The following is a 12563-nucleotide window of genomic DNA, read 5'->3' on the forward strand; positions in this document are numbered from 1 at the left end:
GTTATTCTTGTGCGCCAGACATTGAGCCGGCTATCATTTCAGCGTTCAGCGCATGGGCCGCCAAAGCATTGAGAACCGTGGTGTTTTCAGGTGACATACGAACCTCAAAACCGATCTGACGTGCGCGTGCTGCTGCCGCTGTTGCGACAAGAACCTGAAGCGGACCGAATTCGATCTTTTCCAGCTCAGCCACATCAACGATGCATCCACCTTCGTCCAAGGCATCCTTAAGACACTCGAGCAGTTCAGCCGCATCCGAGTGAAACAGTTCTCCTGACAAAGAAATCTCGACGTCAGACATGTACACTTCTTCTCCTCAACACGCCCAAAACGGACTGATTTTAATTGGCCCACATGTCGGTAACGGTCGAAGGGGCAAAAACTTTACTTCTCCATGCCAAGCCACCGCATCTCTTTCGTATCGACAGGTGCCCAATAGGGCCCGACGACGCAGAGCCAAAATGCGAAGGTATCAGGCGGGGATTAGTCGCAAGTTTCGTGCCACATGAACAAAGGAGAAGACGCAGCAGGAACTGCCGCGTTGTGAAATGTTGGCTATGAGATGGGAATGGGACCGAACGAGACTTTACGGCTTCGAAAAACAACCGTCTCAATCGGTTAAGGTCTTTGCCAAGCAAAGTAGAACGGGCCGCACTTTGGCGGCCCGTCTTCAAAAATCAGATATCGAGATCAGCGATCATTCGAACAGCCGATGCAGCCTCTTCGCCCTTCTTGACGAAGTGTGCGTGATAGAACCCGATGTGCTCTTCAGTCGGCTGGAAATGATGTGGCGTCAGGGATACCGAATACGTCGGCACACCTGTTTCCATTTGCGCTTGCATCAGGCCATCGACGACAGCCGAAGCGACGAAATCGTGACGGTAAATGCCACCGTCAACAACCAGCGCAGCGCAGACGATTGCGTCGTATTTTCCCGACGCGCCCAGCTTTTTCGCCAGTAGCGGCATTTCGAATGCCCCTGGAACATCGAAGGATTTGATGTCTACAGCACGGCCAGCGTCAGCCATACCTTTTTCAAAGCCGACCAATGCTTGATCGACGATTTCCGCATGCCAGCGGGCCTTAATGAAGGCGATCTTTAGTTTGTCAGTCATGGAACCATTCCTTTGTCTTATCAAAATGGTCCCAAGGCGCAGCCGCCCGAACACAGACGCATTGCTGCGCTGCCCCGAACGTTCTCTTTCATCCGGACTTTAACCGTCGGCCCCGGAATTTCACCGGATCTGCTGACCCCACCTTTGATGGGCGCTCGCGGGCTTTAACCGCCGGTGGGGAATTTCACCCCGCCCTGAGAACACGGTTTTAATGCCAACCTTCCCCAAGATTGACAAGGGCTGCCTGCGACAGATCAGTTAACCGTTGCGTCACCAAAGCCGAAACGGCCTTAGAGTTTCGCTTGCACGTCATGGCGCGCCAAAGTTAAAGAGCATCCAGCGGTCCCATAGCTCAACTGGATAGAGCAGCTGACTTCTAATCAGCAGGTTCGGGGTTCGAGTCCTCGTGGGATCGCCATCACTCAGGCTGACAAATTTCACCACGTCGCCCAGCGATTGCCGTGCGCATGAGTAATCCCCCGACGATAGTTAGCAATAGCATCAGGAGCACTGTGCCGATCACGATGTGGCTCTGTGATTGCAGCTCTCGGCCATAGAGGAACGATGCGGTCGACAGCGCTGCGATCGGGAACGAGAGAGCCCACCACGACAATGCGAACGGCAAACGCATAAATTTCGGCGCTTGGGTCAAAACGATCAGCGCAAACACGTAAGCCAAGCTCAACAGAATATGGCCAAAAGAATCGACGCCGCCAGACAGTCGCGTCCACGCGATAAACGCAACCGAAGGCGGCGCAATAAGGATGACAAGGGTTGGCACAAGGCGACCTGGCAGTGGGTCGTGGAACATGAGCCTATTGATCACCAGCGTCAGTAATACGATCCAGAACATCACACCGGCGGAAAAGAACAGCCACGAAAGTTCTGTGTGCCCCAATGGCACACCAGCGAGCGGAACAATTACGTTGCCAACGGCAGGAATGAACCATGCGGGGCTGACGTGGACTGGCGCGAAACTACGATGCCCGATCCACGCCGAAATCACTGAGAGAGCCAGCACACCCTGCGATGCCATTCCGATCCACCACAGAGGTCCAGCAATGGCCTTGTGGTCCGTGAGCAGCGCTGCGGACAAAAGCAGAAGAGAAATTGAAATCGCTGGAAAAAAGGCGATTCGAACAGGGTGGTTCCACTCGGCTTTTACCGCATCAGGATGACGGATGATTTTCGCCAGATACCCAAGGCTGATGACCGCCAGTAAGGCGACGCTCACCCATAGCGCATAGGCCGAATAGTGCGCCCCGGTCCGGTAGGTAAGTTCGGCAGCGTGAATAGCCAAGGTTAGGCCAAGCATCCCCATGCCGATAGCAAAGAGCGTTACTGGATAATGGCGGAGTTGTGGGGACGCAGTGTTGGACATGTCAGCCTCTGAAATGTGATGCCAAAACATAAACAAAATAAAATGTTTTGACCAGCAAACAAAGCAGGACCGACGCAGCGTATTTCACGCTTACAAACGTTTTATGTAAGGGGAGTTAAATGGCGGACTGGGGAAGCGCCACAAAGCAAAATGTGGGAAAATTTTTTATTATTTATCATGGGTTTATAAGGTATAACACTTCGGTATTGTGTAGCAAAATGTGTAGCAAAATACAGCAACTCGGAAAGCTCTACCAACAGTCCAGCCCCAATACTTTTTCGGACAATTCAATATTAGCTTAAATAACGACTTCCTTCTCTGCGGAAAGCACACCTCAGACGCTTGGACCTTATACCAATTCGTGATAATCAGAATCTATGAACGATCTCTTTTTCATATCCTTCGAGATGACTCGCAACATCTCAATGCCCCCCCCAAAGGATATGAATTCGCATGCCCAAAGCGTCCACAAAGCAGCCCACCCAAGCACTCCAGAAATCTGTTGAAGAGCTCGTAGAAGAACTGTTCAAGAGTTCAGAAGACGAACTCCTGAACCCTGATATCCCGTTCAATAAAGTCATCTTCCTTGAGAAGCTTCCTGCAAGCTTCAACAAGGAAAGCAAAACTGCTCACGACAAGTTTGCCCGCCTGCAAGGCGTTGGCGTTCCCCTGTTTCATCGTGATGGGCTCGTTGAAGTTAGACAAGCACTCGTCAAAGAGTTCCCCTACGCAGCCCACATCATCGACAACTTGCTGAAGCCTACTTTTCGCCGCATGAGTGCAGGCAAAGAAGGCATCGTGTTCGAGCCTACCATCCTCGTGGGTGAGCCTGGACTTGGAAAGACCAGACTACTGTCACGCCTTCTGGAAGAGCTAGACATTTATCATCGCAAGATTTCTGTCGCAGGCATGCAGGACGACCAAATTTTTGGCGTCTCGAAGGGCTATGCCACTGCTATGCCCTCAATCATGTCAACTGTCATTCATGACAAGGAAATCGGGAACCCTGTGTTCATCTTGGATGAAATCGACAAGGCACAAGAGAGCAAGTTTGCGAACGTTCAGCACAAGCTCCTCGGGTTGCTTGAGAAGGAAGAAGCGATGAACTGGCATGAGCCGTACCTCCAGGCTCCAGTAAACCTTTACTACGTAGGCTGGCTTATGACGGCAAACACGCTGAGCACTATCAGTGAACCACTGAAAAGTAGGTGCCATATTATGCGCATGCCCACACCAGAACTTGAGCACATTCCTCAAATTCTGAACACAATCAGGCAAGACTTGGCGCTAGACGATGGGTTGGATCCAAGATTCATTCCTGGGTTTGACGAAGCTGAGAAGTCCGCACTTATTGAAAGCTATGCAACCCACAAGTCCATTCGAGTTCTCAAAAGGCAGGTGAAAGAGATCTTGTCACTTAGAGAGCTTACCTTGCAGTGAGCAGTGCGTTCAACTTGCTGATGCGACGAATACAGAAAAGGGAGCCGTCCCCGTGACAGCCCCCTCTTCAACGGAAACGAAACCAAACAGAAAAACGTTTCCATGAAAGAGATTTAGAACATGATAATTAACACACGATTAAGGTTCTGGTTATGCCCTCACCGACAACAGCCCCCGTCATTTCTGACGAGGGCTGGATTAAGAAATAATCTCAAAAAGGAGATATCTTGCATATTGTTGAACAAGGTTAACGGAAAGTTAATGATTAAATTATTATAGACATATCAGGCCTGCATTATGATCAAAAAATCAAAGTGCGTGTATAGGGCGGTGCAAAATTAGACCACAATAGCGCCGGTATTTCGCCGGTGCGGGCGGCGCAAAAGTCGTCCACTTTTTGTCCTCACTGATTGAGCAGGGAGGGCTGGAGGATTTACACTGTGGAAGTTTATTTGCAGGTGCGTCGAGCACATTTTGATGAGGGGCGCAGCAAGCGTTCGATTGCGCGTGATTTTGGTTTGGCGCGTGGAACGGTTGACAAGATGTGCGCGTTTCCGGTGCCGCCTGGGTATCGGCGGGAGCAGGCAATCCGTCGCCCGAAGCTGGACGGTTTCACCGTTTACATTGATGCGTGGCTCTTGAAGGATCTGGAGGTCCCGAAGAAACAGCGCCACACGGCGAAGCGGATTTGCGACCGGCTTTGCGAGGAGAGAGGGTTCACCGGCGGCTACACGACGGTGAAGGACTGAGCTACTCCCCGATGTTTGGACAGTATTTGGCGTAAATTAAGCTACTCTCTGCTCCTGCTGATCGGTTTGGGTTTTATCATTTCCCAGCCAATAGAGCACGGCTGGAGGCCTACCGCCAAGGGCTGAGTGTGGGCGTTGGTTGTTGTAGAAGGTCATCCATTTCCGGATGCCTGCCTTCGCTTCTGATCCGGTCTCCCAGGCATGCAGGTAGACGCACTCGTATTTCAGGGTTCGCCACAGCCGCTCGATGAAGATATTGTCGAGGAAGCGGCCTTTGCCATCCATTGAGATGCGGACGCCGGTCTGTCGCAGTCGATCTGTCCAGGCAAAGGATGTGAACTGCGATCCTTGATCGGTGTTCATGATCTCCAGCGCGCCAAACTTGTGGATGGCCTCGTTCAGTGCCTCAACGCAGAAGTCCGCCTCCAGAGTATTCGAGATGCGCCAGGACAAAACCTTTCGCGTGTGCCAATCCATAATGGCAACAAGATACAGGAACCCTCGGCGCATGGGCAGATAGGTAATATCCGAGCACCAAACTTGGTTCGGACGCTCCACCCGCAGACCTCTCAGCAGATAGGGATAGGTCTTGTGCCCTTTCGCCGGCCTGCTGGTGTTGGGCTTTTGGTAGATCGGCATCAGCCCCATAAGGCGCATCAGGCGGCGTATCCGTTTCTCGTTCACCAAATGGCCGTCGTTGCGCAAATGCCAAGTCATCTGTCGGACACCGAAGAACGGCGTCTCGAGAAACTGCTCATCAATCCGCCGCATCAGGCCAAGGTTCTGCTCCGTCTCGCCCTTAGGCTTGTAATAGAATGACGAGCGCGAGATCGACAGCAACCTGCATTGCTGCCCAATGGACAAAGTGGAAGTGTTCGGCTCAATCATGTCGCGCCTCACTTGCCAGTCCACGGTTTGAGCTTTCGTGACAAAAAATCGTTGGCCACAGCGTTCACCTGTTCACTCGAACCGATGGCGTTCACAGGCTCACCCCACGATCTTGGCGTGCAATTCTTTCACTGCTCTTCGTCGATCTCGGGGGTTTTCCTGCTGCCGCGCTCGAACACGCCAGACGCACCTTCCAGCAACGCCCGCTTCCATGTGTGGATCATCGTCGGATGAACCCCGAACCGGCTCGCCAGATCGGCCACCGTCTGCTCACCCTTCAGCGCTTCAAGCGCTACCTTCGCCTTGAACTCAGGCGAATGCTGCTTCCGTTTCGACATCTCTGATCTCCTTCTCGTCGAAGATCAGCAGACAACAAATCGTAGCTTACGTCAGTGTCCGAATTTCGGGGGGCAGCTCAGACCAACTGTAATTCAGGCTGTCAGAGATCCCCTCGCGGCGACACAGCGCAGAGATGCTTTCTTCGCCACGAAGGCCCGCCAAAAGAATGCGGATCATCTCCTCCGCTGAGTAGGTCTGGCGGGTCTTGCGGCGGATGCTTTTGACAAGCTTGTCAGCTGCGTCTTTCGATGTTCCGGGCTTCTTGTTCATCTTCGCTCCCTAAAGGCTACGATGAACCAGAAACCCTCCGTTGTTCAAATCCTCAAATCTGTCCCACAAGGGCTGACGTCAGACAAGTTTGACTAAGCCTACCGCACCTCTTTAATCTATCAATTTTTCTTATGCAAAGTTGAGGGACATGTTTGGTAGTGCTTCAGGTATATGCGACCACTTCATCTTCGTTGATGAAAAGGTTTATGAACGAAACCCATGATGTCCTCCTTCGAAAACTGAGCCACTATTTTCGCAGAAACCATAACAGGACCTCTAATTCCCACACACGGTGCAGGGAGCAATAGACCTTCTCTAAAATAATAAAAAGATCGGATACATGTACACACAAGACACCAGGAATGACACATTCACATCATTTCCACCCCTTACCCCAACATTAAACAATAAATCGACATCAGAGATCTAGAAATCCGGAAATCCGGAAATCCGGAAATTTTACAATCCATCAATAAAATTGAAATTAAATTGAAGATATAAAATTAGACTCGAAAATTCAATATAATTAAACTAAGGTATCAAAATAATTATATTCCATCGAGGGTTCCTCTGCCTCTGACAAAAATGGCCTATCACAGTTCAATAAATGAGCTGAATGACCAACACTGAATGAAAACTTCGATCGAACCTCTTGCTCTCGAAAGCTATCAGAAAGGTGTCCGTATGTTTGAACCGTCGTTAAAATGCTTTTGTGTCCTAATTGCTTAGCAACCACCTCCAAAGAAACTCCACTCATAAGTAAATAGCTTGCATATGTATGTCGAAGCCCATGAAATGTAAATTTCTCCGACACTCCGGCAGCTCGCACAGCCTCTTGGAACGGCACAACGTGGTGCTTTCGCCATTTTTTGCCTCTGACGGTCGTAAAAACTAAATCTGCCTTATCCTTATTTTTAATAATTTTTTGAAAAAAATTCATACCATCCTCCGATAAAAACACAAATCTACCCGCACCACGTTTGAAGGCAGGCACTCTCAAACCGAATCCGCCACAACCAACATCCCCAACAGTTAGTCGAGCCAATTCGCCCACTCTACACCCACTGTACAAAGCACCCAAGGCAATATTTTTTAAATTCTCCGCGCAATTATCCAAGACTTTTCGCACTTCTGTAATATTTAAGAAAAATATTTTTGGCTTAGTATTAACTGAAACATTTTTTACAATAGAAGAAGCATCAAGAGCACCCCGCACACCATTGTCCGCAGCATACCTCAAGGAGCCACGCAAGTGTGTCATGATTGAATTAAAAGTACGCCTTCGTTTCATGAGGTCATCATCCGAGAGAACAATATTTCTGTCTCGACATACATGTGTTACAAAACCATGCTTAGGGGGCGTCTGATAGATCCTCTTCGCAACCTCCACAAGATGTCTAGACCTTAATTCTGAAATCTGCATATTAGCGAAATAAGGAATTATGTGATAATTAAGCAAAACAACCGCGCCATAATGTGTACTTTTTGATCTAGCCACCTGCAACCAGTCACAATAATCAAGAAGAATTTTTCCAAAAGTATCGGCACTCGATGAAATAGGACAATAGTAAATTGAACGCACTCTTCCTCTGCGACTTTCATCCACTCCAACATTAACATTATACCGGTTAAATTCCTCAAAGGCATCAGATAGAGAATTCACAAGAACTCCGCCCTCCAATGCCACCATCAATGACCTCTGCTCATACCTTTCAACACCCAGACGCTTTCTGTAAATCCAATTGCAAACATTGGGGGACGGCCTATATATACCAAAATGGAGATCTTTGGTGATGGGGTGAAAATAGGCATTAGCCCTTGACTTGAGAGAAATTATATCTTCCCTCGTTCGATATGGAAAGAAAACCTCACCATCCTCGATTTCAGAAAATAAAGTTCTTAATTCCAAGTTTTTCCCACCCTGTTTTTCCGATTCACATTCAAGAATAGTAGATTTAAAAAATCACGGAAAAACATTTAATACTATGTCAAAAAATTGACACTTAAGGAGCAAATAGAGAAATTATAATAACCAAATGGATATCTCTAAATCTAGTTCTTCCCACAACAAGAACTATATGTATAATCCGACCCACAAGGGCATGGATCTTTACGTTTGGGCTTTTTAATTCGGCGCTTTTGACCGGCTGTTGTGTTTTCAAATAAGTCCGCACGAGCCTGTTGCAACAGTTCAGTTATGGCATTTGGAATGAGGTCTAGCGCTTCTTCAGAAAATGCTCGAATGAGCTGATCGTCAAAATCACTTTGACCTTCTGCGATTTCATACAGGACCAAAAAAAGGCTCAAGGCACTTCGAGTTATCTCGTCGCTATGATCAAACAACGCCTCCCAGACATCTTTCCGAAGAGCTACGCCACGGTTGAAGCCTTGAACCCAAGGCTGCCATGAAACTTGATCCGTGTCCTCAACATTTGAAAAAATAGGCTGCAATCGCTGCCGAGTCTTTGCCCTATCGGCGATGTATTCGAGGTGGCCGACAATATTTTCAACGACCAGATCAGCAACTTTGCCACGAGGGAATTTCTCAGGAACTTTTCCTTTGAATAAATCTGTGAGCCAGCTTGATGGAGGTATAAACTCTGGACACAAGAACACTGCCGTCAGATACCCATCCAGCTCACTGAGCTTCATATCGATGCGCGCGGTAGCATCTGAAGACGAGAGGAGTTGAGCAAGTCGCTCCACATTATGTTTATAGAAACGCATGATCTTCACCTTCCATTGCCTGCTCGAGCATTTGATTGCTTAGACTCTGTAAGCTCGGAACTGTCGATGCCTTAGTGGACCACAGATTAGTCATAATTATGCCGCTTTTGTCCGTGATGTAGGCTTCATGAAAGTTGTTCGCTCTCTCATTTTTGGATGGTCGGCTATCAGAATACAGGACTACCTGACATCTGAGCTGATGAAGTTTGGCGTTCCCGAACGTCTTGCTCGATCGATTATTATAGTGCTTGCCGATGCTGGCTATCTGCAAGCTGAGAAGAAACAGCCTCCTTTAGTTTTGACACAGGAATTTAGGGTGCCGCTTAAAACGAAAGATAAAAAATTAGCACTCCGTCCAGTCGAAACTCTTGTTCAAGAAATAGAGAACACTTGTGTTGCACGTTTATCCGATGCGACAGTCAAGAGGTTGATGACACGGCAACACTACCTGAGACTTGCCACTCATCATTCTTTGGCTGAGGACTGACTAATGACCATTACGCGTCTAACTGCGATGCTACTTCCATTTGTAGCCCTCACTACCGAAGGCCAGGCTCAAGAACCCACTGGAGGCTACTCCGTGTTTTGCGTTGTAGATGAGGCAAAATCACATCACCTGAACACTGGTGAAATCGACGATGAATATTCGGAGCAGCCATCGAGTTTCAGCGTACTTCCATCGGGCGCAATCGTGGCCGTGAACGCCCCATTTTGCCAGTTTGTTACGCAAGTAAATCGAACCGACGGCAAGCTAAGCTTCTACTGCAGGACGATGGAACCTGACAGCGAGGCTCTCATATCCCTCGATACTCAAACCTATGACTTTTCAAAATTTGTTCATCTCAGAGAAAAAGCGATTATCACAATGTCGGGCCATTGTATCATCGACGATGAAGCGCCTCAAAGTCCCAGTAGCTGACATCAACACCCATCGAAAACCACGGCCCGGCCATGCCCATCAAAAATTTTTCCGTCAGCGGCATAGCAGAGTATCGTCTTGAGTTTCTCACGGGACTTTTTCCCCAAACCCGCCAACTGTTTTAGACGTCTTTCATCCATCCCAAGCAATTCACGCAGCAGCGAGATATCTACGGCATCAAGCTCCACATCGTCGTATCGCGTCTTAAAATCTCTCTGAAGGTGCAAAAAAATTTGCATCCAGATAGTCGGCCGAATGAGATCGATGAGCCGCCCACTCGGACAGTGAAAATCTTGAATAGGGTTTGCCGCCAAATCATACTCAGTGCGTGACACTTTGCTTTCTCCGCAAGAACGAATAACACATCACAATTGATCGATTTCGAGCTAGGCTTTCACATTACAGCATGAGGAGACCGGGGTGAAGTACGACCGTGTCGCTGACCAGCCTTTGATAAACTTCGCAACAGTCGACGGCCCATTAGCTCGCCAAATAAGCACATTCGTGTGGGTCAAGATATTCCTAGACTGTCAACGCGACTTCAAAACGTCTCATAGCAACGTTGATCCAGCAACCATCGATATATCGCTGATCGATCACCTAATGACGTTACAGCCAACTCAGATAGCGCAGATTTCTGGCGTTGGCCCCCAAGCGCAGAAAAAGCTTCAAGAAATCATCGAAAAGCGTCGCGATGGTAAGCTCTTTGAAATATCGAGGTAATCCCCCCGAAATTTAGTGGTGTTCTTAAGTGGAATTTTTCCGGCATGAATGACCGAGGAGAATTCGTATGAAGAAATCAGAATTCAGCGACGCTCAGATTATGTCGATCCTGCGCCAGGCAGAAAACGGCGTGCCCGTTTCAGAGCTTTGCCGTGAGCATGGTATGAGCAGCGCCAGTTTTTATAAGTGGCGAGCCCAGTTCGGAGGGATGGATGCCAGTATCATTCCGAAGGTGTTATGGCCCCGAATATGTCAGCGGTTTGCTGATGCAATGGGCAAAAAAACGGGGCATCGCCATCGAATATATCCAGCCCGGAAAGCCCCAGCAAAACGCCTATATCGAGCGCTACAATCGAACGGTGCGGCACGAATGGCTCGATCAAAACATCTTTGAAACGATAGAGGAGGCTCAGGACCAGGCTACACAATGGCTCTGGACTTACAACAATGACCGGCCCAACATGACCATCGGCGGCATCACCCCCGCCATGAAACTGAAAACAGCCGCATGAATTCTACGGCTGAGCCCCATTAAAAATGGGGGATTACCCCTATGCTCGTTAACCTGCACTATTCCTTAGAAGCGGAACTCAGCCTGTAGGTTCAGACCTTGGCGATGTACGCCGCCTACTCGGTCAAAACGAATGCTTGCATTGAGGTTGGTTGCACCATCCTCAGAGGTTCCGTTGATGCCAAGCTCAAGGCCAGCACCACATTCTTTGGTGACGGTGTTAGCTGCATCACTGCGTTCTGAACTATGACCACCTTTAAGACAACAAGGTATGATGGATTAACTTGTTGCTACTCGCACATTTTCCCGTCCAGAAGGCCTAAGGCCAGTTACAGATCACAACGAGTGATAGCGGGTCAGCTCAACCAACCCGCTCAGGCCTTATGTTGATCGAACAGTTCCATCTTGCCGCTAATCTTGATCTTCGAAGAAGTAACAGCCCCACAACCTTTTATCTTTCTGGTTGCGTGGCTGATTTTCGTAGTCTGGCAGCCTAGGGCCTTCCTTTGCTAAGCCTAAAGCGCCCTGTCATCGAAGCAGTGGCTGTTGATCAGTCCAATTTCTAAATTCGGTGGACTGATCTCTAGGAATAGGTAAGTTAGGATAATTCATAAGTTCATGAATGAATGCGAGCCTTAGATCTACGGTGCGAGCAACTGCGCCATCGTATGGGCCATATTTGAGGATTAGAGCAGCAACCTTATCTAGATAATGACGAATTTTACTAAGCGCTAGCTCTTCGTCAGACATTTCAGTGTCATAGTCTGGTCCAAGTCTGAAGTAATTATGCAAGCAATCGCCATCAAAAATTGATGTCAACACTTTCGTAAATGCTTCGTACTGATCTTGCGTAGTGATTGATCTTTGCTCAACCTCGGGTGGGCTCATGGGATCAAAGGTTACGAAATCTGTCCACCCCAGATCCTTCGGGCAGAACATCATATAACCCCAACACTTATCTTTAAATTTACCCTCATCACTATCAAAGAATCCTTGGGACTTAGCCTCTTCTCCAAAAGTATTGCATAAGATCCACTCTCCATAAGTCATTTTATTCATTTCATTCATTTTAAATACCTTTCATGTAAAATGTAAAATACGCCTAACATATTATTAATACATTATCAATGCTTATTTTAAATGCTTTATAAATTAGTTTCTTAATCATAAATGAATAACTTCAATGAAAAGTTTAGAATGTAACTTGCGAACATTTATCCCGAAACAGGCCATCGCTTGGTAATTTTATTTGAGCGCAATGTGTTCATCTTCTGTTGTGAGTCCAGGGTCAGTGAGGCCGTTACATTGAACGCGGCCTGCCGATGAGAGGTTAGCTAGTCACAACGAAGTATTGCTCGTGAAGAACTTGCGCATAGATGGGCGGATTTTGTTGAAAAAGTCGGCCTGAGAACGCGTTTTGAGCTGCGCTTAGACTTGTGTCTCGACGCTTGGTTCGGACAATCGTCCGTCGCGCCGCCTCGCGGCGACTATCTGGCCACTT

The 12563-nt window shown here is 48.2% G+C and carries 13 protein-coding genes, 1 tRNA gene, 4 pseudogenes and 1 riboswitch; of the genes and pseudogenes, 8 read left to right on the top strand and 10 right to left on the bottom strand.

What is annotated here, in order from left to right; all coding sequences use genetic code 11:
- Position 1 precedes the first annotated feature (1 nt).
- Positions 2–301, bottom strand: coding sequence for an STAS domain-containing protein (locus AC07ED_RS11465; RefSeq protein ID WP_105235889.1), 300 nt, complete (start codon positions 299–301; stop codon positions 2–4).
- Positions 302–677: 376 nt separating this feature from the next.
- On the bottom strand, positions 678–1115 hold the full coding sequence (locus tag AC07ED_RS11470; RefSeq protein WP_105235890.1) for a 6,7-dimethyl-8-ribityllumazine synthase: 438 nt from the start codon (positions 1113–1115) through the stop codon (positions 678–680).
- A gap of 76 nt (positions 1116–1191) precedes the next feature.
- A riboswitch (FMN riboswitch) is annotated at positions 1192–1321 on the bottom strand.
- 135 nt (positions 1322–1456) lie between these two features.
- On the opposite strand from AC07ED_RS11470, the gene AC07ED_RS11475 reads away from it, so the two are divergent.
- Positions 1457–1533 (top strand) — tRNA-Arg (locus AC07ED_RS11475).
- Here the strand turns inward: AC07ED_RS11475 and AC07ED_RS11480 are convergent.
- Positions 1534–2496, bottom strand: a complete 963-nt coding sequence (locus AC07ED_RS11480; RefSeq protein ID WP_105235891.1) for an SLAC1 anion channel family protein — start codon at positions 2494–2496, stop codon at positions 1534–1536.
- A 453-nt stretch (positions 2497–2949) separates the two neighbouring features.
- Between AC07ED_RS11480 and AC07ED_RS11485 the strand changes: the two genes are divergently transcribed.
- The gene (locus tag AC07ED_RS11485) at positions 2950–3936 is read left to right on the top strand and encodes an AAA family ATPase (protein WP_105235892.1); all 987 of its coding nucleotides are present in this window, start codon (positions 2950–2952) and stop codon (positions 3934–3936) included.
- Between the two features lie 440 nt (positions 3937–4376).
- A pseudogene (locus AC07ED_RS11490) lies at positions 4377–4682 on the top strand (IS21 family transposase); the annotation flags it as partial.
- 93 nt (positions 4683–4775) lie between these two features.
- On the opposite strand, the pseudogene AC07ED_RS11495 reads toward AC07ED_RS11490, so the two are convergent.
- The 5 genes and pseudogenes from AC07ED_RS11495 to AC07ED_RS11515 form a co-directional block, all read right to left on the bottom strand.
- A pseudogene (locus tag AC07ED_RS11495) lies at positions 4776–5642 on the bottom strand (IS3 family transposase); the annotation flags it as partial.
- A 59-nt stretch (positions 5643–5701) separates the two neighbouring features.
- The gene (locus AC07ED_RS11500) at positions 5702–5911 is read right to left on the bottom strand and encodes a transposase (RefSeq protein ID WP_478242209.1); all 210 of its coding nucleotides are present in this window, start codon (positions 5909–5911) and stop codon (positions 5702–5704) included.
- Positions 5912–5957: 46 nt separating this feature from the next.
- Complete coding sequence (locus AC07ED_RS11505; RefSeq protein WP_105235894.1) at positions 5958–6182, bottom strand: hypothetical protein; 225 nt, start codon at positions 6180–6182, stop codon at positions 5958–5960.
- A 526-nt stretch (positions 6183–6708) separates the two neighbouring features.
- Positions 6709–8091 (bottom strand): site-specific integrase, encoded by a 1383-nt coding sequence (locus AC07ED_RS11510; protein WP_158664552.1) that lies wholly within the window; start codon positions 8089–8091, stop codon positions 6709–6711.
- 143 nt (positions 8092–8234) lie between these two features.
- Positions 8235–8909, bottom strand: a complete 675-nt coding sequence (locus AC07ED_RS11515) for a UPF0149 family protein (RefSeq protein ID WP_105235896.1) — start codon at positions 8907–8909, stop codon at positions 8235–8237.
- A 127-nt stretch (positions 8910–9036) separates the two neighbouring features.
- Between AC07ED_RS11515 and AC07ED_RS11520 the strand changes: the two genes are divergently transcribed.
- Together AC07ED_RS11520 and AC07ED_RS11525 are read left to right on the top strand one after the other, a co-directional pair.
- Positions 9037–9396 (top strand): hypothetical protein, encoded by a 360-nt coding sequence (locus tag AC07ED_RS11520; protein WP_105235897.1) that lies wholly within the window; start codon positions 9037–9039, stop codon positions 9394–9396.
- Between the two features lie 3 nt (positions 9397–9399).
- Positions 9400–9828 carry a hypothetical protein gene (locus AC07ED_RS11525; protein WP_105235898.1) on the top strand — a complete coding sequence of 143 codons (429 nt, stop codon included), beginning with the start codon at positions 9400–9402 and terminating at the stop codon, positions 9826–9828.
- A 2-nt stretch (positions 9829–9830) separates the two neighbouring features.
- Here AC07ED_RS11525 and AC07ED_RS11530 read toward each other — a convergent pair whose 3' ends face one another.
- A complete protein-coding gene (locus AC07ED_RS11530) occupies positions 9831–10163 on the bottom strand; it encodes a DNA-directed RNA polymerase subunit alpha C-terminal domain-containing protein (protein ID WP_105235899.1) in 333 nt (110 codons plus the stop codon).
- A gap of 85 nt (positions 10164–10248) precedes the next feature.
- Here AC07ED_RS11530 and AC07ED_RS11535 point away from each other — a divergent pair, with 85 nt between their 5' ends.
- The 3 genes and pseudogenes from AC07ED_RS11535 to AC07ED_RS11545 form a co-directional block, all read left to right on the top strand.
- Positions 10249–10551 (top strand): hypothetical protein, encoded by a 303-nt coding sequence (locus AC07ED_RS11535; RefSeq protein ID WP_105235900.1) that lies wholly within the window; start codon positions 10249–10251, stop codon positions 10549–10551.
- A gap of 100 nt (positions 10552–10651) precedes the next feature.
- A pseudogene (locus tag AC07ED_RS11540) lies at positions 10652–10717 on the top strand (hypothetical protein); the annotation flags it as partial.
- Between the two features lie 67 nt (positions 10718–10784).
- A pseudogene (locus AC07ED_RS11545) lies at positions 10785–11063 on the top strand (transposase); the annotation flags it as partial.
- A gap of 527 nt (positions 11064–11590) precedes the next feature.
- On the opposite strand, the gene AC07ED_RS11550 reads toward AC07ED_RS11545, so the two are convergent.
- A complete protein-coding gene (locus tag AC07ED_RS11550) occupies positions 11591–12130 on the bottom strand; it encodes a hypothetical protein (protein WP_105235901.1) in 540 nt (179 codons plus the stop codon).
- Positions 12131–12563 lie beyond the last annotated feature (433 nt).

This window comes from Aestuarium zhoushanense (assembly GCF_056431045.1).